22 protein-coding genes and 5 pseudogenes are annotated in these 22,955 nt (G+C 68.1%); 12 read left to right on the forward strand and 15 right to left on the reverse strand.

Features of this window, described 5'->3' with window-relative positions; genetic code table 11:
* Positions 1-37 precede the first annotated feature (37 nt).
* The 4 genes and pseudogenes from ACFXN1_RS28930 to ACFXN1_RS28945 form a co-directional block, all read right to left on the reverse strand.
* A complete protein-coding gene (locus tag ACFXN1_RS28930) occupies positions 38-1,057 on the reverse strand; it encodes an extracellular solute-binding protein (RefSeq protein WP_379404143.1) in 1,020 nt (339 codons plus the stop codon).
* Positions 1,058-1,110: 53 nt separating this feature from the next.
* Positions 1,111-1,497 carry a hypothetical protein gene (locus tag ACFXN1_RS28935; RefSeq protein ID WP_379441117.1) on the reverse strand — a complete coding sequence of 129 codons (387 nt, stop codon included), beginning with the start codon at positions 1,495-1,497 and terminating at the stop codon, positions 1,111-1,113.
* 438 nt (positions 1,498-1,935) lie between these two features.
* Positions 1,936-2,310, reverse strand: a complete 375-nt coding sequence (locus ACFXN1_RS28940; protein WP_379441168.1) for a sensor histidine kinase — start codon at positions 2,308-2,310, stop codon at positions 1,936-1,938.
* Positions 2,311-2,409: 99 nt separating this feature from the next.
* A pseudogene (locus ACFXN1_RS28945) lies at positions 2,410-2,577 on the reverse strand (histidine kinase dimerization/phospho-acceptor domain-containing protein); the annotation flags it as partial.
* 208 nt (positions 2,578-2,785) lie between these two features.
* On the opposite strand from ACFXN1_RS28945, the gene ACFXN1_RS28950 reads away from it, so the two are divergent.
* The 3 genes and pseudogenes from ACFXN1_RS28950 to ACFXN1_RS28960 form a co-directional block, all read left to right on the forward strand.
* Complete coding sequence (locus ACFXN1_RS28950; protein WP_379404141.1) at positions 2,786-3,403, forward strand: DedA family protein; 618 nt, start codon at positions 2,786-2,788, stop codon at positions 3,401-3,403.
* 74 nt (positions 3,404-3,477) lie between these two features.
* The gene (locus ACFXN1_RS28955; RefSeq protein ID WP_379441169.1) at positions 3,478-4,722 is read left to right on the forward strand and encodes a hypothetical protein; all 1,245 of its coding nucleotides are present in this window, start codon (positions 3,478-3,480) and stop codon (positions 4,720-4,722) included.
* 111 nt (positions 4,723-4,833) lie between these two features.
* Positions 4,834-4,989: pseudogene (locus tag ACFXN1_RS28960) on the forward strand (hypothetical protein); the annotation flags it as partial.
* Between the two features lie 138 nt (positions 4,990-5,127).
* Here the strand turns inward: ACFXN1_RS28960 and ACFXN1_RS28965 are convergent.
* From ACFXN1_RS28965 to ACFXN1_RS28990, 6 genes and pseudogenes are all read right to left on the reverse strand, one after another.
* Positions 5,128-5,505, reverse strand: a complete 378-nt coding sequence (locus tag ACFXN1_RS28965) for a hypothetical protein (RefSeq protein ID WP_379441118.1) — start codon at positions 5,503-5,505, stop codon at positions 5,128-5,130.
* Positions 5,506-5,876: 371 nt separating this feature from the next.
* Positions 5,877-6,372: pseudogene (locus ACFXN1_RS28970) on the reverse strand (ATP-binding cassette domain-containing protein); the annotation flags it as partial.
* Between the two features lie 150 nt (positions 6,373-6,522).
* Positions 6,523-7,131: pseudogene (locus tag ACFXN1_RS28975) on the reverse strand (ATP-binding cassette domain-containing protein); the annotation flags it as partial.
* A complete protein-coding gene (locus ACFXN1_RS28980) occupies positions 7,128-7,940 on the reverse strand; it encodes an ABC transporter permease subunit (protein ID WP_379441120.1) in 813 nt (270 codons plus the stop codon). The gene ACFXN1_RS28980 and the pseudogene ACFXN1_RS28975, both read right to left, overlap by 4 nt.
* A complete protein-coding gene (locus ACFXN1_RS28985) occupies positions 7,937-8,845 on the reverse strand; it encodes an ABC transporter permease (protein ID WP_379441121.1) in 909 nt (302 codons plus the stop codon). The genes ACFXN1_RS28980 and ACFXN1_RS28985 overlap by 4 nt, the downstream gene beginning before the upstream one ends.
* 74 nt (positions 8,846-8,919) lie before the next feature.
* The gene (locus tag ACFXN1_RS28990) at positions 8,920-10,443 is read right to left on the reverse strand and encodes an ABC transporter substrate-binding protein (RefSeq protein ID WP_379441123.1); all 1,524 of its coding nucleotides are present in this window, start codon (positions 10,441-10,443) and stop codon (positions 8,920-8,922) included.
* Positions 10,444-11,328: 885 nt separating this feature from the next.
* Here ACFXN1_RS28990 and ACFXN1_RS28995 point away from each other — a divergent pair.
* On the forward strand, positions 11,329-12,759 hold the full coding sequence (locus ACFXN1_RS28995) for a lipase family protein (protein ID WP_379441124.1): 1,431 nt from the start codon (positions 11,329-11,331) through the stop codon (positions 12,757-12,759).
* A gap of 23 nt (positions 12,760-12,782) precedes the next feature.
* On the opposite strand, the gene ACFXN1_RS29000 is transcribed toward ACFXN1_RS28995, so the two are convergent.
* Together ACFXN1_RS29000 and ACFXN1_RS29005 are read right to left on the reverse strand one after the other, a co-directional pair.
* Positions 12,783-13,514: a hypothetical protein gene (locus tag ACFXN1_RS29000; RefSeq protein ID WP_379441126.1), complete on the reverse strand. Its 732-nt coding sequence runs from the start codon at positions 13,512-13,514 to the stop codon at positions 12,783-12,785.
* A gap of 80 nt (positions 13,515-13,594) precedes the next feature.
* Positions 13,595-14,584 carry a zinc-binding dehydrogenase gene (locus tag ACFXN1_RS29005; protein WP_379441127.1) on the reverse strand — a complete coding sequence of 330 codons (990 nt, stop codon included), beginning with the start codon at positions 14,582-14,584 and terminating at the stop codon, positions 13,595-13,597.
* 146 nt (positions 14,585-14,730) lie between these two features.
* Here ACFXN1_RS29005 and ACFXN1_RS29010 point away from each other — a divergent pair, with 146 nt between their 5' ends.
* The 8 genes from ACFXN1_RS29010 to ACFXN1_RS29045 all read left to right on the forward strand — a co-directional run bounded on the left by ACFXN1_RS29010 (position 14,731) and on the right by ACFXN1_RS29045 (position 21,703).
* Positions 14,731-15,561, forward strand: coding sequence for a hypothetical protein (locus tag ACFXN1_RS29010; RefSeq protein ID WP_379441129.1), 831 nt, complete (start codon positions 14,731-14,733; stop codon positions 15,559-15,561).
* Positions 15,562-15,568: 7 nt separating this feature from the next.
* Complete coding sequence (locus ACFXN1_RS29015; RefSeq protein WP_379404131.1) at positions 15,569-16,201, forward strand: TMEM175 family protein; 633 nt, start codon at positions 15,569-15,571, stop codon at positions 16,199-16,201.
* A 201-nt stretch (positions 16,202-16,402) separates the two neighbouring features.
* On the forward strand, positions 16,403-17,839 hold the full coding sequence (locus ACFXN1_RS29020; RefSeq protein ID WP_379441130.1) for a sensor histidine kinase: 1,437 nt from the start codon (positions 16,403-16,405) through the stop codon (positions 17,837-17,839).
* Complete coding sequence (locus tag ACFXN1_RS29025; RefSeq protein WP_354838000.1) at positions 17,836-18,249, forward strand: roadblock/LC7 domain-containing protein; 414 nt, start codon at positions 17,836-17,838, stop codon at positions 18,247-18,249. Before ACFXN1_RS29020 ends, ACFXN1_RS29025 begins: the two co-directional genes overlap by 4 nt.
* Positions 18,246-18,599, forward strand: coding sequence for a DUF742 domain-containing protein (locus ACFXN1_RS29030; protein ID WP_364615320.1), 354 nt, complete (start codon positions 18,246-18,248; stop codon positions 18,597-18,599). The genes ACFXN1_RS29025 and ACFXN1_RS29030 overlap by 4 nt, the downstream gene beginning before the upstream one ends.
* A gap of 76 nt (positions 18,600-18,675) precedes the next feature.
* Complete coding sequence (locus ACFXN1_RS29035) at positions 18,676-19,221, forward strand: ATP/GTP-binding protein (RefSeq protein ID WP_379427655.1); 546 nt, start codon at positions 18,676-18,678, stop codon at positions 19,219-19,221.
* Positions 19,218-20,480 carry a cytochrome P450 gene (locus ACFXN1_RS29040; protein ID WP_379441131.1) on the forward strand — a complete coding sequence of 421 codons (1,263 nt, stop codon included), beginning with the start codon at positions 19,218-19,220 and terminating at the stop codon, positions 20,478-20,480. The genes ACFXN1_RS29035 and ACFXN1_RS29040 overlap by 4 nt, the downstream gene beginning before the upstream one ends.
* Positions 20,481-20,515: 35 nt before the next feature.
* On the forward strand, positions 20,516-21,703 hold the full coding sequence (locus ACFXN1_RS29045) for a cytochrome P450 (protein ID WP_379441133.1): 1,188 nt from the start codon (positions 20,516-20,518) through the stop codon (positions 21,701-21,703).
* A gap of 70 nt (positions 21,704-21,773) precedes the next feature.
* On the opposite strand, the gene ACFXN1_RS29050 is transcribed toward ACFXN1_RS29045, so the two are convergent.
* The 3 genes and pseudogenes from ACFXN1_RS29050 to ACFXN1_RS29060 form a co-directional block, all read right to left on the reverse strand.
* The gene (locus ACFXN1_RS29050) at positions 21,774-22,481 is read right to left on the reverse strand and encodes a hypothetical protein (RefSeq protein WP_379441134.1); all 708 of its coding nucleotides are present in this window, start codon (positions 22,479-22,481) and stop codon (positions 21,774-21,776) included.
* A gap of 51 nt (positions 22,482-22,532) precedes the next feature.
* Positions 22,533-22,607, reverse strand: a pseudogene (locus tag ACFXN1_RS29055) (hypothetical protein); the annotation flags it as partial.
* The gene (locus ACFXN1_RS29060; RefSeq protein WP_379441136.1) at positions 22,586-22,954 is read right to left on the reverse strand and encodes a ferritin-like domain-containing protein; all 369 of its coding nucleotides are present in this window, start codon (positions 22,952-22,954) and stop codon (positions 22,586-22,588) included. The gene ACFXN1_RS29060 and the pseudogene ACFXN1_RS29055, both read right to left, overlap by 22 nt.
* Position 22,955 lies beyond the last annotated feature (1 nt).

A 22,955-nucleotide genomic window follows, 5' to 3' on the forward strand; every position in this document is an offset into this window, starting at 1 on the left:
AATCGGGATGGGCGGGCACGCTCGACTGCTTCGATGCTCACGACAGCAGGCCGACGCTCTGCATCAGCTGGACAGCCTGGCTGCCGTCACCGAGTTCGCCGGCCGAGGCGATCGGGCCGGAATCGGCGAGCGAGCGGGTCAGCCGGGTGTCGGTCACGCCCGCCAGCAGCGGGTACTCGTAGCTCTCGGAGGTGGCGATGATCTGCTGGGCGGGCTGGCTCACCAGATACGCCAGCCACTTCTGGGCCGCGGCCTGATGCTTGCCCGAGGCCAGCACCGCAACGCCGGAGACATCGACCAGCGCGCCCGGGTCGCCCTGCGCGAAGTAGGACAGGGCGCTGTGGATGTTGCCCGCGCCCTTCTCCTCCTGCATCCGGTACCAGTAGTAGTGGTCGATCACGCCGCCGTCGACCTCGCCGCGATCCACCGCCGCGATCAGATCCTCGTTGCTGCCGTAGACCTTGCCATTGTCCTTGAGGCCCTGCAGCCACGCCTTGGTGGCGTCCACGCCGGACTGGGCGATCATGCGCGACACGATCGGCGCGAAATCGGTTTCACTGGGCGCGATCCCGAGCCGGCCCTTCCATGCCGGGGTGGCCAGGTCCTTCACCGCGGTCGGAGCCTGCGCGGCCTGCAGCTTGCCGGTGTTGTAGACGAATGCGGCCGATCGGGCGGACACGCCGACCCAGTCGCCCTTGGTCGAGCTGACCGTCGCCGGGACAGCGGCCAGGGTCGGTCCGTCGACCTTGGCCAGTTTGTCCTTGCCCTCCAGCAGATTCAGCGCGGGCGGGTTCTCGGCGAAGTACGCGTCGGCGGGCGAGGCGTCGCCTTCCTCGAGGATCTGATTGGCCAGCTCCGCCTCATCGCCGGAGCGGACGTTCACCGTGACGCCGCTGCGCTGCTGGAAGTCCTTCACCAGCGCCTGCACGGTCTGCTCGTGCTGGCCGCTGTAGAGGGTGAACGAATTCCCGTCGTCCTTGGACGAATTGCCACTACAGCCCGCCAGCAGCAGGGCCGCCGCCGATACCGACGCGATCGCGACGATCGACTTCTTCATGAGAACCTCCGAAAACTGATTACGTTCGACTGTGAATCGAGGTGGTCTGCCGTTCAGGCGAACAGCGTGGCGCCGATCCAGTCGCCCTCGCCGCGGGCGCCCGGCGGGATCGCGAAGATGCCCGTGGCAGTGTGGGTGGTGAACTGGCTCATCGCGTCGGTGAGCGCGAGTTTCTGGTTCACCGGGATGAAGCTGATGCGTGGATCCTTCTGATAGGCAAGGAACAGCAGTCCGGCGTCGTAGGCCAGGGTCTGCCGCCACGGTGGCCACCGTTCGGTGAACGGTGTGGTGCCGTTGTTGTAGGGGAACGCGCTGCGCAGCATCACCGCGCTGTTGTTGTTCTCCGGCGCGGCCAGCCGCACGTCGGAGTCCACACCAGCGCGCACCCCGCGATGCGTGCCCGACCTGTGAATCCATATTTGGTCATCTGACTTGCTCATTCCTCATCAACCATGCGGCCTCGATCACCGCACGGCGGAGGGTAGCATTACCTAACAATTTATGGATAGTGTTACCTAACACACGGCCCATCGACTGCTTTCGTCTTGATCCGATCGAGACACCCGATCTCTATTACGCCGTCGCCAACGCCGACGCGTGGACAGTCTCGGCCGCCGAGAAACGCCCACCGCGAGCAATCCCCATCTTGGGTTGATCGGTTGTTTCGCGCCGGCATTCGCACTCACCTATGCATCCGTTCGGACCGGCACGGCTGTGGCCGCTCTCGATACGGCGATTAATCTGTTGCGACACTTCGTAACCCATCGCGCACGCCGGACCTCGCCGCGATAGGCGGTGACCGCCAACACCTGACGACAGCGCCGCCATCTCGAATGCTCGGTCGAAACTTCACGGGCGCACCTCGGTCCGGAATTCTGCTATGCGCACAGTGGCAGCGAGACGCTGAATCGCGCCCCGCCGAGCGATGATTCGCCGACCTGGACGCTACCGTGGTGTGCGGCAACGATTTCGGTGACGATGGCCAGTCCGAGCCCGGTGCCGCCGCTGCTGCGTGCGCGGTGGTCTTCGAGCCGGATGAACCGGTCGAATATTCGGGGACGATCCGCTGGAGGTATTCCCGGCCCGTCGTCGTCAATGATCAGATGTGCTGTGTCATCAGTTGCCGAGATGGTGACGATGACAGTCGACCGGGCATGGGTGACAGCGTTATCGATCAGGTTGCGGACGACACGGGTGAGCGCTTGCGGATCGCCGGTCAGCCGGACAGGCTGCAGCCGTCCCGTGACCGTCACGTCCGAGGTGTGCCGTAGCAGGTCGACGACGGTGGCGGTGATGTCGTCGAGGTCGATGTCGGTGACGCGGAGGGTGAGGCCATGGTCGTCGGCGGCTGCCAGCGTGAGCAGGTCGTCGATGAGCTGCTGCATGCGGATTGCTTCGGGCAGCAGGGTCGACCCGATCAGCGTTTCGTCGAGGGTTTCGGGATGATGTTGGGCCAGTTCCGATCCCGCGACCACGGTGGCCAGCGGACTGCGCAACTCGTGCGAGGCGTCGGCGAGGAAGCGCCGTTGGGCGGCCTGCCGCGGTCAGTGCCGAGCGCACCCGCAGACCCCACCGGGACGGGGCACACACGATGTCGAGGAGGGCCATGCCTGGCATTCTCGACCACACCGGTTCGGATCTCGGGCGCGGTCTCAGCGTGTTCTCAGCGCCGCTTTGTCACCGTGGCACGGTGCTAACGAAGTCTCCGGGTCCGAACGAGGCGGTGCCGTGCAGCACCTGATCCTCACCTACGGTCTCACCGCGATCCTGCTGCTCATGGCCGCCGAATCGGCATGCATCCCCATCCCGTCCGAAATCACCATGCTGCTGGGTGGAGCCTTGGCGGCGGGTGCGGTCAGTGGCCCGCACCCCAATCTGATCGCCGTGATCGCCGCCGGCACCGCCGGCAATGTGCTCGGCAGTTACCTGGCCTGGCTGGCAGGCCGCTACGGCGGCCGCCCCCTGCTGCACCGCTGGGGCCGGTACATCTTCCTGCGCGCCGACGACATCGACCGAGCCCAGGACTGGTTCGTCCGCCGCGGTGCTTCCTCGGTGTTCTGGGCCCGCCTCCTGCCCGGTATCCGCACCTTCATCTCATTGCCCGCGGGCATCGCCGGTATGCCTGCCGTCCGGTTCGGTCTCTACACACTCGCGGGCTGTCTGCCGTGGACTGCGGTGCTGGCGGTCGCCGGTTACGGAGTCGGAGCCAACTGGCATCACCTCGAGGACAGCCTGCGCGGCCCCAGCTACGTCGTCGCGGGTCTGGTGGCGTTGGTGATCGCCGTCGCGGTCGTCGTGGTAGTGCGGCGACGCCATCGAGTCGCCGCCGGCGCGGATGAGCAGTGACGTGGCGAAACGGCAGGTCGTCGCTCTCAGCGTCGTCACAGTCATTGGTCACTACCGTTCCCGCCGTGACGGAGATGACGAATTCCAGGGTTGATTCGACCCGGCGCTTACTGAGCAAGGTGCCCGAGGTCACGGTGTGGTTCTGGATCATCAAGATCCTGTGCACCACGGTGGGTGAGAGTTTCGCCGATTGGATCAACAGCTCACTCGGGGTGGGCTTGACCCTCACGGCGCTGCTGTTCACGGTCGTGCTCGTCGCCGTGCTGGCCTGGCAGTTGCGGCTGAACCGATATGTGCCGTTCGCGTACTGGCTGACGGTGGTCGTGCTCAGCGTGACCGGCACCCTCTACACCGACATCCTCACCGACAATCTGAATGTGCCACTCGCAGCGAGCACCAGCGTCTTCGCCGCGGCCCTGGCCGTGGTCTTCGGGATCTGGTTCGCCCGCGAACGCACCCTGTCCATCCACAGCATCGTCACCCTGCCCCGCGAATTGTTCTACTGGCTGGCGGTTCTGGTCACCTTCGCCCTCGGCACGGCGGCCGGAGACTGGACGCTGCAGCTGACCGGATGGGCGCCGGGCGTCTCGGTGCTGCTGCCCGCCGGGCTGATCGCCGCGATCACGCTCGGATGGCGGCTGGGAGCCAATGGCGTGCTGTCCTTCTGGCTCGCCTACATCCTCACCCGTCCGCTGGGGGCCAACCTCGGCGACTGGTTCGCCTCGGCGCGTGCCGACCACGGCCTCGGCTTGGGCACTGCCGCCACCAGCGTTGTGTTCCTCGCCGCCATCCTGGCCACCGTCGTCTACCTCACCCGCACCCGCGCCGACGTCATCGACAACCAAACAAACACCGCGACAACGGTTTCCGCCGCGAACCCGGCACGTGAGCGGCTCATGCTCGGTTACTACGCGGTCATCGCGGTGCTGGCCGGAGCGCTGCTGGTGTGGGCCGCCGGACAACCGCACTCCAACGCGGCTGGAGACGACGAGAATACGGCCGGTCCGTCCACCACGGCGGTGGCGTCCGGTTCGGTGACCGCGCATTTCCCCGCAGCGAAAATCGCGAACTACCGCACCATCACCCAAGACACCCTCGCCAAAGTCCAAGCCGGACAACAGGCCGACGCGAAGACGCGGATCAAGGACCTCGAAACCGCGTGGGACAAGGACCAGGACACCCTGCAGCCGATGGACAAATCCGCCTGGGACACCCTCGACCATCAGATCGACACCGTGCTGCACGCGATACGCTCCGCCAAGCCGGACCCCACGACCGAGTCCCAGGCCCTGACCACGCTGCTCACCTCGCTCGGGTGAGTCCGTCATGGCCATCACCTATCTGGAATCCATCGCCGTCGGGGCACTGCAAGGGGTGAGTGAATCCTGATTCCCGCCGCCGGCTATCGCTGGCTGGGCTGGAACCCGATCCTGTGCTTCTGGACCGCCTACGTCATCACCCGCCCCCTTGGTGCCTCGATCGCCGACTGGCTCGCCAAACCCGCCCACGACAGCGGCCTCGGCCTCGGCGACGCCCCCGTCGTCGCCATCCTCGGCCTGCTGATCCTCGCCCTGGTCACCTACCTCGCCATCACCAAATCCGATGTCCAACAACCCCTCCGACTCGACACCGCGGACCGTGAGGACCCACCCTCGGTCGATAGCCACCGATGTGGGGCCGCCGCTCCGACGTTCGGCCCCGCACCCGATCACAGCGTCCTGCGGCTATCGACCGACCGCAGCGGCGTCCCGCACCTCGCGCGGACGCCGATCGCGGCGCGACAGGTTGGCCTCCAGAAGCGCGATCGAGCCGTCCACGCCGATTTCTCCATCGCAGACCTGGGCCAGTCTGCCGTCGTCGGCACGTAACTGGAGCAATATCCGGGTCATCGCCGCATGTGCGGCGAACAGGCACGGCGTCGAGTAGATCGCCGCGTCGACTCCCAGTTCGCCCAGTTCGGTCAGCGACAGCCGTGGTGAGACCCCACCGGCGATCTGATTGAACAGCAACGGTTTCGCGCCGATCACTCCGCGCACCTTGCGGATCCCTTCCACGTTGCGCACGCCGTCGACCAGCAGCACATCAGCATCGGTGGCGGCCAACGCCTCGGCGCGCCGCAGGATCTCGTCCTCGTCGGTGTGGAATCCAGTAGTTGGGAGTGCGGCTGCCGCTCGTTGACGTGTCGAAGCCAGAAACTGTTTCGCGTGAACGCCAACACTCGGCAGCACGTGCCCGGACGGGCACAGGACGCGTGCTGGTGTGTTGAAGGCCGAAGGCGGGTCGCCTCAGACTGGTCGATGGCTATCTCAGACGGGTATCCCTGATCTCGGATCGGCCAACACTTCGGGTACCGGTCCGGCGGTCAGGAGCGCACCTTCGTGGATGACGATGCCCGCCGTGCAGTGGCGGGTGAGCAGGTCGAGGTCGTGGCCGATGACGATGACCGCGATGTCGTCGCGGACGGCCGCTTGGTCGAGCAGCGTCATGATGGATTCGGCGGTGGCGGGGTCCAGTGCGGAGGTGGCTTCATCGCAGATCAGCACATCCGGGTCGAAAGCCAGTGCGCGAGCGATGGATACGCGCTGGCGCTGGCCGCCGGACAGCTCGTGTGGACGCCGGTCGGCGAATTCCGGTCGCAGTTCGACGGCTTCGAGGGCGGTTCGGATAGCGGCGGCGCGGTCTTGGATGCCGCGCCGCACCAGCGGGCGGTCGAGGATCTGGCCGACGGTGCGTTGCGGATTCAAGGCCGACAACGGGTTCTGCGGCACCAGCTGGATGCGGGCACGGGTTCGCTTATCGCGGCGATGCCCGGCCACCGGGATCTCGTGGTCGCGGAGAAGCAGCTGTCCGGTCGCGGCGGGCTCGAGGCCGGTCAGGATGCGTGCGAGGGTGGTTTTGCCCGCACCGGATTCGCCGAATATCGCTGTCACGCTACCGAACGGGGCGTCGATGGCGACATCCTTCAGCACGGTTCGCCCGGCCCGCCGCAACCCTATTCCCGTTGCGGTGAAACGACTTCGGCCTACATCGGTTCCCCGAGTGGTCCCGATCGCCTTCGATACCGCGCCCTGATGAGTGCCCAGGTGTATCCGCTGGTCGGCCAGAGCGTCGAGGGTGGCGAGGTCATGACCGGAGACGAGTACTGTCCTTCCGTCGTCACGGGCGAGTTCGCGCAGCAGGTCGGCCACGATGCGGCGAGCGTGGACGTCCAGGCCGGCGAACGGCTCGTCGACGATCAGGATCGGTGTGCGACGCAATAGGGCTCGGGCGAGGGCGACCCGCCGCTGCTGGCCGCCGGACAGCTCGTCGCGCCGCCGCAGCAGCAGTGCCTCGGGCAGCCCGACGCGTGAGAGAGCCTGCTGAATGGAATCGGAATCGGCGGTCGCTTCGGTCAGTATGGTCTGCACCTGCATCGCCGGGTTGAGCGCCGAACCCGGATCCTGGCCAACGAAACTCACCTCGGCGCGGCGGAAGCGGCGCAAGGATCCGGGGTCGAGCCGCAGCACCTCCTGGCCCGCAACATGAATGGATCCGGCGGTGTGGCACGTCGTGGCAGGCAGTGCACCGAGTAGCGCCCGCATGAGCGTTGTCTTGCCGGACCCGGATCCTCCGGTGAGACCGGTGACGGTCCCGGCGTGCAGGGTCATCGATACGGCGTGCAGGATCGGCAGACGGTTGCGCCGATCGAGCAGCGTCAGTTCCTCGACGTTGACGGATGGGTGGCTCATCGAGACGGCTCCTGGGTGCCGATGGGTTGGATGGCGACGGCCACACTGACCGAGACCACCGCGATGGCGGTCGCGGGCGCGACGACGGCCCACGGGTTGAGCATGATGCCGGAGCTGTTGTCGCGCACCATGATCGCCCAGTTCGAGTCGCCCAGCGTCGCGGGCAGTTGGAGGAAGGCGGCGGTACTGACCAGGTAGATCGCCTCGACGAAGCGCAGCCCCAGCTGCGCGAGAATGGTCGGGCGCAGATTCGGCAGCACCTCCCGGCCCAGCAGATACGGCAGCGATTCCCCGCTGGCCACTGCTACCTCCACATACCCGCTCGCGGCGATCGACGCTGCGGCAGCAGCGAAAACCCGTGCCGAATACGGGGTTCCGATCGCGACCGCGACAACGACCAGACCCAGGGTTCCGGAGTCCGGCCACGACAGCATCACCAGCAGGATCGCCAGGATCGGCGGCACGAGCATCGAGACATCGGTTACCCGCTCGAGGAGGATCCCTAATCGCGGGCGCAGGGCGGCGGTCACGCCGAGCACGGCCGCGCACGCGGTCACCGCCACGGCGATCACCGCCGCGACCGCCAGCAATCCCCATCCGCCCGAGCACAGGTGGGTGAGGACGTCCTGCCCGAGATGATCGGTGCCCAGCAAGGCGGCCCGCGAAGGGCGCGCGAAGGGAATGTCCACGCCGTCGGTCCGTCGTCCCGGGGCTATCACCGCCGCGCCGACGAGCACAATGACGAGAGCCGCGGCCGAAGCCACGGCCAGCACAGCGCGGCGACGCTGGGCCTCGCCGTGCGGCGTCATCGCTGTCCCCGCAGGGACCAGTCGCGGACCAGATCGGCCATGATCAATACGGCCGTGATCGCCGTCCCGGTCAACGCCACCACGGCCGCCGCCACCGCGCTGTCGCGATCGCTCATCGACCCCGCCAGCACCGATCCGATCCCGGGGTAGTTGAAGACCGCCTCCACCACCACGGCGCCGCCGAGCAGCATGCCGACCGACGTGGCCAGCGATGCCGCGACGGTAGATGCGGCGACCGGCAGCACATGCCGGGCCAGGATGTGGCGATCGGTGAATCCGTCGAGTCGTGCGGCGTCGACGTGCGGCAGGCGCGCGGCTTCCTCGAGCGCGGCGCGGGTGACGCGAATGTTCCACGCCGACTGTGGAATCGCCAAGGCGAGTACCGGCAGCACCAGCGAGGCGGCATCGGCGGGCGCGCCCGCGAGATCGGTGACGGTCACCGCGGGCAGCCAGCGCAGCCCCAGCGCGAAAATCGAGACCAGCATGATCGCGACCACGAACTCCGGCACGGCGACGGCGGCAGTGGTGCCCGGCCCGAGCAGCCGGGCGGGTCCGCGCGGGTGCAGGAACCACCACGAGCCGATCACGATGGCGGCGATCGCGGTGAGCACCAGCGCTGATCCCGCCAGGAGCAGGGTGTTGGGGTACTTCGCCGCAAGCATGTCGTTGATCGACGCGCCTCGCAGGCTGGTACCGAGGTCACCGTGCAGCAATCCGGTCAGCCAGGACCAGAATCGCACGGGCAGTGGACGATCGAGTCCCATCGCGGATTCGTAGGCCGACACCTGCGCCGGGCCGGCGTCACGGCCCAGGACCGCGGCGGCGCTTGCTCCCGGCAGTAGTGCCACCGCCGCGAAAACCAGTATCAGTACGCAGAACAGACCGGCTGCCCGAAGGGCGAGCATTCGTGCCCAGCGGGCCCCGGCACCCGTGAACCCCTTCCGGGACATGGGAATTCGGCGGATCGAGCCGGGTTTCCTCACCGAGTCAGCCACACCCGTTCGAGTTGCATTCGCCCGTATCCGGCGAGAGTCGGCAGGTCCCGGACCTTCGCCGACGCCACATCGACGCCGTCGGCGATGCCCCAGACCAGATAGCCGCCCCGGTCGTACTGGATGCGCTGGATATCGTGGCTGGCCGTGCGGTAGCTCGCGGCGTCGGTGGCCGACAGCGCGCGCAGGTAGGCCGCGTCCAGCTCCGGGTCGTGGGTTCCGGCCTCGTTCCATTTGGTGGTCGAGATCATGGTCTTGCTGGCGAAGAAGATCACCGAATCGTTGGTGCCCCAGTTCGCGGTGTACAGCGGTGCCTTCAACCAGGTTTCGTCGTAGAAGACGTTCGCGTCCTGGACAACGACGTCGATCTTCACTCCGGCCTCGGCGACCTGGGTCGCGAACAATCGTGCCGTATCCACCTCGCCGACCGCTTCGTCCTTGGTGACCAATGGGTAGGTACGGCCGGTATCGAATCCGGCCTCGGCCAGCAGCGCCCTGGCCCGCGCGATGTCACGGCCACGCTTGGGCAGCGCGGTGTCGTAGGTCGGGTCTCCGGTACCGAGTATGTCGTTGGCGGGTGTGCCGTATCCGGAGGTGATCTGTTTGACCATGGCGTCGCGATCCACCGCCAGCCGCAACGCTGTCCGGACCCGGGCGTCGGCGAACGGCCCGTCGGCGGTGCGCATCACGATCGGGATGACGACGTCGTTGGCCCGCCTGACCACCGCGAGATCGCTTCGTCCTGCAGCGGTCCGGCCCGCGACCGCGCCCACATTGGAGGCGAGGTCGATCTGCCCGGCCAGGATGGCGTTGGAAAGCGCCGTGGCGCTTTCGAATCGGCGGATCTCGATGGCATCCAGCTTCGGCGCACCGCCGTGCCAGGCGTCGTTGCGGACCAGACGGGCGTTGCCGTCGTTGTAGGACTCCAACCGGAATGGCCCGGTGCCGACGGGAGCGGTGAAATCGGTGGCACCGTCCTTGACGACGAAGGTCATCAGACGCAACAACATCGGCAGATCCCGATTGGGGGCGGCGGTTGTGATGATGACCGAATCCGGCCCGTCACCCGCTATGGAATCGGGCGAAGCAACCGGAACCTTTGTCGCCCCGGCGATTTCGTGAAGACGGCGCAGCGACCAGACCACATCCCCGGATCGAACCGGCGTTCCGTCGTGAAATGTCGCGCCCGGCGCGATGGTGAACCGCCAGCTGCGCGGATCATCGAGCTGCTTCCACGCCGAGGCCAAGCGCGCTGCGACATTCGGGTTGGCCGCGGGCACCGTCAATGGGTCGAACACCAGAGAAGCGATCAGGAAGTCGCTGTCGTTGCTCAGCGTCCTGTGCGGATCGCGTTCGATCTTCGACGCCTTCCCGAGCGCGCCGACCCGCAGGGTTCCGCCGCTTCTCGGAACGCCGTCCGATCGGTCGGAGGATTGACACGCTGTGGCCGCGAGGATCCCAGCCGCGCCGAGTCCGGTGACCGCGATGAACTGCCGACGAGAGAACTGCACGAACACACCTTCGGCTCGAACTGTCAAAGTTTGGAATGCCTAACCTAACGTATGATCCTCGCGTCGACAACGACGTACGGGCACGTAGACCGTGCGCGTCCTCGTCGACTGCTGTGGATGCCAACTTCGGAATGGAGGTTAGGGCAACCTAATTTCCGGGTGGGTTGAGGCAGGCTCGCGGCGAGCGAACCACGATGAGGGGTGGTTCGGTCGCCGCGACGCGCCAGTTGCACCGCATCCGCGTCGCCGAGGTCAGCACCTTCTCAGGCGACGGTCGCCGCGATCGTCCAGGCCCTGGCGCACCGCCGAATCGCGGCCGCAGCGGTCGCAATCGCGGTCGCCGCAGTTCGTCTGACGGTGTCGGTCGACAGCAGGGCGAACCCGCCCGGTGACCGGACGCCGAACTCACCGCTACGGTGAGCACCGATCACGGGATGGCGCAGACTACCGCCTACGGCGACCAGTTCACCTTCTGAAACCCTGTTCGGGCGGCCCGGGTAGCGCGGGTCTTTCACGAATTTCGCCGTGAGATCCGTTGTCGGTCACCGGCTCTGAGGCACCATGGGAATGACCCAGCAGGGCATCATCGGTCGGTCGGTGCTGCACCCGATCACCCTCGGCTCCACGTGGCCCAGCGGACTGCCCGTCGAGCTCCTCACGCCGGATCAGTGACCTCGACCCCAGGACGCCGCCAACGACGATGCGCTGATCGACCGGACCGATCAGCCCAACCAAACGAGCACGGTTCGTCGGTAAGGAACTGCGGCGGTAGCTGGATTTCCGAGAACCCACCGAGATACGCCCACGACATGTGACAACAGTTCACGAATGAACGGGCTCCTAAATCCCGCGTTTGCGCGCTTTCATGTCGTAATTTGATGAATCGTGAAGCATCCGTTGGCCGCAGCCATGCTGGTACTGGGTCTTTCGATCACACTGGGGCAGATACCTGCCCGGGCGGAGGCGGATCCGCCGGAATCTTCGGTGCCGGTAGTCCCGTCCGCTGGTGTACAGGAGGGTTCGAACCCGCTGCAGCAGTGGATCGATTCCCATATTCCCTCGCCGATGAATCCGCTACCGCGAGCGTCGCGGCCCCTTGCGGCACCGAGTGATCTGCCGCAGGACCTGATAGCGCTGTGGAATGCAGTGCAATCCGCGCCGACCGGTGACCCGCTGTTCGATTCCTGGCCGGCGGATCTCGACCACTATGCGCCGGGCGACATTCTGGAATGGCGGGATGTGACGGCGTCGTCCATGCCGACGATGCGTCTGTTGAACCTCACATCCATTTCACGCGCCACGCTCCTGAAATTCCGCACCACCAACTCCGCCGGCGAACCCTCCATCGGCACCGCGACGCTGGTCCTTCCCCCCCAGACGTGGACCGGGCCCGGCAGCCAGCCCGTCCTGGTGAACGCGCAAGCCACCAACGCACTGAACAAGCGCTGCACCCCCGGTTACGTGCTCGCCCACGGCATGGAGGTCCCGACCGGCAACGATTTCACACCGTCGCCGACCGCCTGGGCGATGGAGCACGGCTACGCGCTGATCATCCCGGACCACGAGGGCCCCCTGATGGCCTATTCGGAGCCGACCGTCGCCGGACACAACCTGCTCGACTCCATCCGCGCGGTCCGCAATTTCGCGCCGGAACAGTTCGGCGAGAGCCGTTTCGCCGCGACCGGATACTCCGGCGGTGCGATCGCTTCGCACGCTGCGGCCATGCTGGTAGAGGAATACGCGCCGGAACTGCTCCCGTATTTCACCGGCGCGAGTTTCGGTGGATTGGTCACCGACTATCGCCGGTTCGCCCACGCCTTCGATGGTTCCTTCATTTCCGCGTTCCTGCTCACCACCGTGCTCGCGCTGGGCCGGGAGCACACAGAAATCCTCGGCCTCATGAACCATGCGGCGCAATGGCTCGCGACATCCCCCATCAAGGACAACTGCAGCGGTAGTTTCGGCGCACTCGGGATATTGCCCATCCCGGCCGACACGATGGCCACCATCAATAGGTCGCTCGACAGCGAATCGGCTGAGGCGATTTTCCAACAGCTGAGTATGAAGGGCCGGAAATCGGGAGTGCCGCTGTTCATTTACCACGGCGTCAGCGATCCTTGGATTCCCGTGTCGGAGGCCGAACAGCTGTGGCGCGAGCAATGTGTGCTGGGGGTGGCGGCGACGAAGAATATCGTCGGCGGTGAACATCTGACGGCCTACGTCAGTTCCTATGGCGCGACCATGGATTGGGTGGATCAACGATTGCGCGGTGTGCCGGTGGACGGAACATGTGCCGCGACACCCGGCGGACGGTGACACCGCCGGCACAACGTGGATTGTCAGTGTTTGGGAGTCACCGGGTCCGTCACCGCCGACCACGCGCCGAGGACATCCTCGGTCTGCTGCTCGGCGGTGCCGTAGGTGTGGGCGGCGACGGTGAATCCGGGGCCGAAGGACACCGATGCCACTTCCGGAGGCCCGACATCGGACCAGCCCCACTTGGTTCCGTACACCTGTGGCAGTCGCGCGGTGCCCCAGTCCTGGCGGGTGCCGTCGGCCGCCCGCTCGCTGGGCTGCTCCATCCAGGCCAGGATCAGGCTGTCGGGTTCGTCGCGGATTTTCGCGGCCAGGAAGTCGGCCACGTCGGCGACGCTGGTGGTCGACAGTTCCCACCCGCCGCCGCCGTGGGTGGCGCGCAGGCCGTACTCCTGGGCGACCGCGTCGATGGCGTACGGATATTTCGCCGCGATCCGGTCGGCGGCCGCGTCGTCGGACTTGCAGACCATGCGCTCGCCCAGCTCGCGATCCTCGGCCGAGCCGTCGCCGTGCCGCAGGGCGAAATCCGCCAAGAACAGCTTGGCGATGGACAGCGCCGCACGCTCCTGGGTCTCGTTCTCGGTGCCCCAGCCCGCGCCCGGAACCAGCGTGCGCACCGAGAGCGCGGTGCGCGGCGGGATGTGAACGGGCTGCAGGATGTCCGGCTCGAAGCCCGGTTGTGCGCACGCGGCGCCCGCCACGGCCATCCAGACCCCCGCCACCACGGCCGCGACCGCACCGGCTCTCGTACCCATCACCACCTCCGCGTCGTGTTCCGCCCGATGCCACCTTGCTCTCCGAGGCCGGGCGGAGGTTCACGACACGCCGATGACTCTCAGACCGTGAGGATGGTCCGGCCGACGGCGGCGCGCGAGCCGATGGCGGTGTGCGCGGCGGCGGCCTGATCGAGGGGGAAGGTCTGGCCGATGACGACCTCGAGGCGACCGGCCGCGACCTCGGCCTGGGCGCGGTCGTGGAGGGTGAGCCAGTCGGTCTCGGGGGTCGCGATCTCGAACAGGGAGACGATGGTGATGCCCTGGGCGGCAGCGGATTCCGCGTCGACCGCGGCGAAGCCACCGGCCGAGTTGCCGTAGGCGATGAGCAGCCCGCCGGGAGCGGTGGCGGCCAGGGCCGCGCGGCCGATATCGCCACCCGCGCCGTCGAGCACCACCTGCACGCCACCGGTCCGTTCCCGGACTTGCTCGGCCCAGCCGGGTTTCGAGTAGTCGACCACCTCGTGCGCGCCGAGCCGTTGCGCCAGAGCGAGTTTCGCCTCCCCGCGCGCGGCGGCGATGACCTGCGCGCCGGCCGCGCGGGCCAGCTGGATGAGCAGGGTGCCCAGACCGCCCGCGGCGGCGGTGATCAGCACCCACTGACCCGGTTGGATCGCGGCCCGGTCGGCGACCGCGAGCACGGTGCGTCCGTCGTGCACGAGGGCGGCGGCCTGCTCGAAGCTCAGCCCGTCGGGGATGACGGTCAGGGTGGCGGCCTTGGCCAGGGCCAGTTCGGCATAACCGCCGACCGGCAGGCCGCCACCGATGCCGCTGGCCGCCGTCGGGGTGGCGACCCGCTTGCCGACCCACCCGGGGTCCACGCCGGGCCCGACCGATTCGACCGTGCCCGTGACCGCGCCGCCCGGCACGAACGGGGGCTCGACGGGGAAGAAGTCGCGCGCCCACCCGCTGCGCAGTGTCGTGTCCAGGAACATGACGTCGGCGGCCGCGACCCGCACCACCACTTCGCCCGGACCGGCGACCGGATCCGCAACCTGCCGCACGGTCAGCACGTCGGGTCCACCGAACTCCTCGGCCTGCACTACACGCATCTCGCTGCCTCCCTTTCGCTTTCGACGGGGTGTCGATGACTCCAGCATCGAACCTCTACTTATGTTGAGGTCAAGTGCGCGGGCCGCGATTCCGCTCTGGGCGAACCGTGGGTGATTCATGGGCATACCGAAACCGGGGCTGCGTCATGTCCCGGAGCCGGGGTGAGCCCCTGCGAGAATCGAGCGGTGGCGGGATCATCACCGAGGCCGAGGCGCAGCGCGCCGGTTCGGGCAACGCCATCCCGCAGCGCACCACATGGCAACTGCGTGAGGCCGTTCCGGTGAACGCCGTCGTGCCCCTGCTGGCCGCGCTGCTGTCGCTCGCGGCGGCGGGGGCCCGGCTGCGGCGCCGGCGAGCTCGCGACTCGCGGCCGTTCACCATCGCCATGGTGTTGCTGGCGGTGTGGGCGCTGCTGCGCACCCCGGCCATCAACGGCTCGGCCGACGAATTGGCGCTGCCGAGCGGGCATTTCGAGGGCTTTCCGGGTTTGGTCGCCGATCTGGCGCTGGTCGGTGCGGGCGCGCTGATCGGGGTGACGGTGGCCGGCGTATGGGGAAAGGCGCTGTTGAAGCGGGCGTTCTATCTGGGGCTCGTGACGATGGAGGCCGGGCTGCTGCTCACCTATGACCCACTGCGTCCGTCGTATATGACCATCGAGACCCACCAGTGGATCCTGGCGCTGTCGGGCCTCGCGGTGAACGGCGCGGTGGTGATCGCGGCGGCGCCGAGTTATCGCATCGTTCCGGCGCGGTTCCGGCTGCCGTTGTCGCTGTTCATGTTCGGCGGGCTGAGCGGGGTGACGCTGGCGGCGATCCGGGTGGTGACGCTGCTGCGACCGGCGGGGCCACAGGTGAATTCGTGGTCGCCGATCGTCGCCGTTCCGATTTTCGGGTTCGCGCTGGGCTCGCTCATCGCCGGTGCGCGCATACGCGAACAGGAACTCGAGGACATCGAACCCGGCACGCGCACTCGATAATGACCGCATGCAGTACCCCGAATCGCGGCTTTCCGACACCACCCGCGTGGAAGCCTTCAGCGACGGCGTCATGGCCATCGCGATCACCCTGCTCGTGCTCGAGATTCGCATTCCGGAGACCGATGACGGCTCGCTGTGGCACGAGCTGACCGGGCTGTGGCCCAGCTACCTCGCCTATGCCGGATCGTTTCTCACCATCGGTGTGATCTGGCTGTGCCATCACCGCTTCTTCGGCCGGGTCCGGCGGATGGACGGACTGCTGCACTGCGGCAATCTGCTGTTGCTCCTGGCGGTGGCGTTCCTGCCGTTCCCGACGACCGTGCTGGCCCATCATCTGGAGGACGGGGGCTGGAATGCCAAGGTGGCGACCGCCTTCTACGGGCTGGCGGGTGCGGTGCAAGCGGCAGCCTGGTTCGTGATGTGGATTGCCCTGCGCCGCAACCCGGATCTGTTCGAGCCGGGCTACGATGCGGACTACGCGCGGCGGGAGAGCATGCAGGCGGTGATCGGCTTCGTGGGCTTCGACCTGATCGCGGCGATCGGACTGGTGCTGCCCGCGGCGGCGTTGCTGCTGTATCTGGTGGCGGTGCTGGGCTACGGGTACCTGAGTACGCGCCCGCAGGTCTTCGCCCGCGTCTGAACCGTCGTCCCGCTCAACGGGACTCGTGATCGCCAGCGGGTTCGCGCTCGGGTAGCGCGGCCCGCCCGGTGCGCTTATGCTGCCTCCGGCAGATCCGAATCCGCTTGCCGGTCCGGGCATTTGGCACGGGTCCCGCATGCGGGTGCGGTTGGGGGCATCGGGGTATTTGCTCTGGTGGACGTCGGTTCGGAAGTGCGGAGCGTGTCGGAATCAGTGAATCCGCCGGGTGGGGAGCAGCAACCCGTCCTGCGACAGCGACCGCCCCTGTCCACACTGGCGGGATCTCTGGCGCTCAGCACGGCCGCAGTGGCAGTCGCGGTCTTCTACTCCCCCACCGATTTCCGGCTGCGGCTGGCCATCGGCGCGAGCGTGGCGGCGCTGTTGCTGACCGCCGCCCTCACGGCCGCCGCCTACTACCGGGGCCGGGTGCAGGCGGTGCGGCAGGAGGCACTGGCCTACACGACGCAGGCCGATGCCCATGTGGCCGCGACTGTTTCCGCCGCGCAGGCGCGAATAGCCGAGTCCGAGGCCAGGATTCACGGCATTCGCGAACAGGTCGCGGCGGAGGCCCGGGCGGCCAAGGAGAGCGAGAGTCGCCGCGCCGCCGCCATGGCCGCGTTCGCCGGCGCGGCGGGCCGCATGCAGGCCATGAGCACCAGCATGCTGGCGGAGCTGCGCGAGATGGAGCACCGGCACGCCGACCCGAAGGTGCTGGCCGACCTGCTGGAACTGGACCACCGCACCGCGCAGGCGGGCCGGCTGGCCGACAGCATCGCGGTACTCAGCGGTGCGCGCTCGGGCCGCCGGTGGGCGAAACCCATTGCCATGGAATCGATCCTGCGCGGCGCCATGGGCCGGGTCGCGGGCTACCAGCGCGTGCGCCTGCGCGCGATAACCGAGATCGCCATCGCGGGCCATGCCGCCGAGGGCGTCATGCACGCCCTGGCCGAGCTGCTCGACAACGCCTGCAACTTCTCCCCGCCCACCACCGAGGTCCACGTCTACGCCGCCGAGGTCCCCGCCGGTGTGGTGATCACCATCGAGGACTCCGGGCTCGTCATGAGCGAATCCGCCCTCCGGCGAGCCGAATCCGCCGTTTCCGGCCCGCGCGCCGGCTCTGACCTCTCCACCCTTTCCGGCACCCGCCTCGGCCTGGCCGTGGTCGGCCACCTGGCCCGCAAACACGATCTCACCGTCAGCTACCGCCCCTCCGCCATCGGAGGCACCGCCGTGGTCGTCGTCATCCCCCGCGAACTCACCACCCGCCTGGAACGGCAATCCGGCACCTTCGGCCGCCTCACCCCGGTCACCACCCGCCCGCACCCCGGCACTCCGGCGAGGGATGTCCCCGCCGCGCCCGAAACGGCCCCGCCGCCGAAACCCGCCTTCGCCTCCGCCGCCCAGGACCTTTCAACGTCCCAGCCCGAAATCGACCAGCACGCAGCGACTTCCAGCGGCCTGCCGAAGCGCCGTCGCGGCAGTACCCTGGCCGCCGTCCACCCGGACGGCCTGTCCGGCCCGGCGCAACCCGAGGCGCCACGTGCGCCGTCCGCGCCCTCGGCCATGGCCGCCTTCCAACGCGCCTTCACCACGAACTCGTTCCCCGCCCCTACGACCCCATCGGAGACCGATCGATGACACCGTCCGCCACACATCTGGGTTGGCTGCTGGAGCAGTTGCTGGCGCGTACGCCGCGGGCGCGGCATGCGCTACTGCTGTCCGGCGACGGGTTGAAGATCTGTCATACGGCCGGGCTGGGGAACGACAGCGCGGATCAGCTGGCGGCGATCGCCGCTGGGATCCAGAGTCTTTCGCACGGGGCCTCGGTGGAGTTCGGGGACGGGCGGGGCGGGGTGCGCCAGTCGATGACCGAGTTCTACGGGGGCATCCTGTTCATCGTCGAGGCCGGGGTGGGGGCGCACATCGCGGTGGTGGCCGCGGAGGACGCCGATGCCGGGCTGGTCGGCCACACGATGCGGGAATTGGTCGAGCAGCTCGGCGAGCATCTGGCCGCCGCCCCGCGGGTACCGGGGGCGAGCGTGTCGTGACCAGGCCAGACGAGGATCCGGATCGGCTGTACACGCTGACCGGCGGTCGCAGCCAACCGGATTCGGACGCGTTCGATCTGGTGACCCTGGTGGTCAGCGAATGCGATCCGGTGCGCGGCATGCAGTCCGAGCATGCCGCCATCCTCGACATGTGCCGCGCGCCGACGGCGGTGGTGGAGATCGCGGCCGAGCTGCGGTTGCCGGTCGGCATCACCGTCGTCCTGCTGTCGGACCTGCTGCACGCCGGCAAGATCACGGTGCGTCATCCGGATCATGCCGCGCGGCAATGGAATTCGCTGCCCGATACCGACATGCTGGAAAAGGTGCTCGTTGGACTCCGTAAGCTCTGACATCCGGTGCGCCGGCACCGAGGACCCGCGTCCGGCCCGCGCCGACGCCCCGCTGCACGCCGATGCCCGGCAGGGCCTGAAGATCGTGATCGTGGGCGGCTTCGGCGTCGGCAAGACCACCATGGTCCGCTCGATCAGCGAGATCCGCCCGCTGGACACCGAGGCCACCATGACCCAGGCCGGCCAGGGCGTCGACGATCTCGCGGGCGTGCCCGGAAAGACCACCACCACGGTGGCTTTCGACTTCGGCCGCATCACCATCGACACCGAGCACGTGCTGTACCTGTTCGGCGCGCCGGGCCAGGAACGCTTCTGGTTCCTGTGGGACCGTCTGTTCGCGGGCGCGCTGGGCGCCATCGTGTTGGTGGATCAGCGGCGGATCGCCGACTCCTGGTACGCCATCGACCGGCTCGAGCACCAGCGCACCCCGTTCATCGTGGCGTGCAACAACTTCGGACCCGGCCCGGCCCTGCCCGCGGTGCGCGAGGCGCTGGATCTGGACCCGCACATCCCGCTGCTCGACTGCGACGCCCGCGACCGCGACTCCTGCAAGAACGTCCTGATCGCCCTGGTCGAATACCTCTCTCACCCGGAGACCGCGCTGTGGAGGAATCCCGCATGACATCGCCCGCGCCGGGTTCCTGCCCCGTGCCCCACGAGCCCGGCGTGGTGCCGTTGAGCGGCCCCCGCTTCCACACCGACCCGCATTCGCTCTACCGGGAGATGCGCCGCGACCACGGGCCGGTGGCCGCGGTCGAGCTGCCCGGCGGGATTCCGGCCTGGCTGGTGCTGGGGTATCGGGAGATGCACCAGGTCACCAGTTCTCCCGAACTGTTCCCCCGCGATGTCAGCCTGTGGAATCAGTGGCCGAACATCCCGCCGGACTGGCCGCTGCTGCCCATGGTCGGCTCGCCCATGCCGTCGATCTATTTCACGGCGGGCGCGGAGCACCGGCGGCACCTGGCCCTGGTCGAGCCCGCGCTGGAATCGGTGGATCCGTTCGAATTGCGCCGGGTCTGTGAGGGTTTGGCCGATCGGCTGATCGACTCCTTCTGCGGTCGCGGCCAGGCCGACCTGGTGGGCGAGTTCGCCGAACCGCTGCCCGTGCTCGTCCTGGCCTGGCTGCTGGGCATTCCCGACGCCGAGGGCCCCGGGCTGGCGCGGGCCATGAAGGTGATGGCCGACGGCGGGGCGGACGCGCAGGCGGCGCACCTGCAGTTCATGCAGTACATCCAGCATCTGCTGGCGGTGAAGAAGACCGCGCCGGGCGATGATCTGGTCTCGCGCATGCTGGCCTTCCCGGCGCCGTTCACCGATGAGGAGTACGTCAACGACCTGATGGCCGTGACGGCCGCGGGACACCTGCCGACCGCGGACTGGCTGGTCAATTCGGTGCGCCTGATGCTCACCGACGACCGCTTCGCGGCCGCGCTGGGCGGCGGGCGGCGCAGTGTGGACCAGGCTATGAACGAGGTGCTGTGGGAGGACTCTCCCACCTCGATCCTGGCCGGGCGCTGGGCCGCGCGCGATACGCGCCTGGCGGACCGGACGATTCGCGCGGGCGACCTGCTGCTGCTCGGGCTGGCCGCCGCGAACACCGATCCGCACGTGCGCCAGGCGGTCGGCGAGGCCGCCACCCACACCGGCAACAATGCGCACTTCGCGTTCAGCCACGGCGAGTACCGCTGCCCGTTCCCGGCGCAGCAGATCGCGGAGGTGGTGGCGCGCACCGGCATCGAGGTGCTGCTGGACCGGCTGCCGGACATCGATCTGGCGGTGCCCGCGCAGAACCTGGTGCGGCGGCCGTCGCCGTTCCTGCGCGGAATGACTTCCCTTCCTGTTGTTTTCACTCCTGTTCGCGCTCTCGGAGGTTTCCAGTGAGTTCCCCCTGCCCGCATGCGATTTCGATAGATCCGATGGTCGGTGATCTCGCCGGCGAGACCACCCGTCTGCGCGCCGCCGGGGCGGTCACCCGGATCGATCTGCTCGGCGCCCCCGCCTGGACGATCACCGACCACACCATCGCCCGCCAGCTGCTCACCGACACCAGACTGGTCAAGGACATCAATGCCTGGAAGCTGTGGCGGGACGGCGTCGTCACCCGGCAGTGGCCGCTGATCGGCATGATCGACGCCGGCCGCTCCATGTTCACCGTGGACGGCCCGGAGCACCGCCGCCTGCGCATCAAGACCACCCAGGCGCTGACCCCACGCCGCCTGGAAGCCTTGCGCCCCACCATCGAACGGCTCACCAAGGAGCTGCTCGACGATCTGGACGAGGCGGGCCACGACGGCGCGGCGGTGGATCTCAAGCAGGTCGTCGCCTACCCGCTGCCCATGCGGGTGATCTCCGAGCTGATGGGGGTGCCGCGCGCGGACCACCCGATGCTGCTGGGCTGGTACAAGAAGTTCTTCTCCATGGTCACCCCGCAGGACGAGCGCCTGCAGATCATCGAGGACATGGACGTCTACTTCACCGAGATGGTCCGCCGCAAGGCCGCCGAGCCCGGCGACGATCTCACCAGCGCGCTGATCCTGGCCGACGAGGGCGGCGAACCGCTCACCGAGGAGGAGGTGGTCGGCAACCTGAAGGCACTGGTCGCCGCCGGGCACGAGACCACCGTGAGCCTGATCCTGAATGCGGTGCGCGCCTTGCTGACCCGGCCCGAACAGCTGGCCCGGGTGCGCTCGGAGGAGGTGGAGTGGAAGCAGGTCATCGAGGAGACGCTGCGCTGGGACGGCCCGGTCACCCATCTGCTCATGCGCTTCGCCACCGAGGACATCACCGTCGGCGACACCGTGATCGAGCAGGGTGAGGGCGTGGTCATGTCCTACCGTGCCATCGGCCGCGACACCGCGGTCTTCGGCGAGGACGCCGACGATTTCGACATCACCCGGCCGAGCGCGCACCGCAATATCTCCTTCGGATACGGCCCGCACATCTGCCCGGGCGCGGCGCTGGCCCGCCTCGAAGCGGGCATCGCGCTGCCCGCCCTGTTCGACCGCTTCCCGGAGCTCCGGCTGGCCACCCCGGTCGAGGAGATCGTCAATCTTCCGGTCATGACCCAGAACGACATCGCCGCTATGCCGATCCACGTGGGCTGAGCCGGGATTCGGCGCGCGGACGACTGTCCGGGCCGCACGATCACGACTCGGTGATCGCGGCCCGGGCGGGTCACGGGCGCATGCCGGATTCGGTCCACCTCCTGAAGACGTCCACCTTCTCCGTCGACCAGGCGCCGTCGCAGGGCATGGTGCCGGCGGCGAGGCGGTCGAGGATCTCGGCGGCGTGCTTGGTGACGTCGTCGAGCGACCACAGGTCGAAGACGAAGCTCATGGAGCGCTGATCCTTGTCCCGGAACAGGGGTTTGATGTGGGCGGCGAAGCCCACGGCCTCCTCGGGTCGGGGCAGGGCAGGGTCCGATGATTCGGCGGACGGCTGCGGCGCCACGTAGGACGGCGCTCCGGCCGGGCCCCAATCCCAGTCGGGCGCAGGACCTTCGGCGGTGACCGCCCAGGCCACGAAAGCGGCGAAGGCGGAACGGAATTCGGGATCATCCGGGAGTCCCGACTCGCGTGCGGCGCGCAGGATCAGCTGTCCCCAGCGTTCCTGCTGCTCCTCGGTCAGGTCGGGCCTGGACCGCGGTTCGTCCGACTCCCGGGGCGCGCCGAACGCGACGGCCAGCCAATCCGCATCCCGGCGTGCGTGATCGGCGTCAGGATCGCTGAAAGCCGCTGCCAGGATCGCATCATCCGGTATCAACTGTTCATAGAGCAGCGCGGTCATCCGCCGCAGTGCCGGATAGCCGCCCGCCCATTCGAGCAGCGTCGGCTCCCGGCCGGGCGCGGGTACCGGATCCTGGAAGCCGACATACCAGTGCATGCCGCTGCAGAAGGGCTTGTTGCGGGACTGCCCGCACCGGCACAGCGCGTAGTGCTCGACGGAAGCGCCTGCGGCACGGCCGATATCGCCCCCTTCGGGGCCGGTCAGCGGGATCCCGCCGCGAATCCGGTAGGGCCCCGTCCTTGGTCACCTCGACGACCGGGCAGGTGCAGCATCTCCTGGGTGGCCACGTGCGACACCAGTTTCCGCCAGCGCGTGACCTTCTCGACCTCGGCGGCGCTCAGGCCCTCCGCGGCGGAGGTCTCGAGCGAGAAGGCCGCGAACAGGTACTGGCACATGATGCCGTGTTCGAGTTCGGCGGCCTGGCAGAGCATGTAGATGAGCGCTTCGCGGTGTTCGATGACGAACGGCGCCTCCGGGGCCGCCAGTCCGCCGCGGGCGGCGATGGTCCGGGCCAGGGCGCCCCGGCCGGTGAGAGAGGGAGTTTCGGGCGCATTCGCACTGATGCGCATG

Source organism: Nocardia sp. NPDC059154, assembly GCF_042755705.1.
Lineage (GTDB): Bacteria > Actinomycetota > Actinomycetes > Mycobacteriales > Mycobacteriaceae > Nocardia.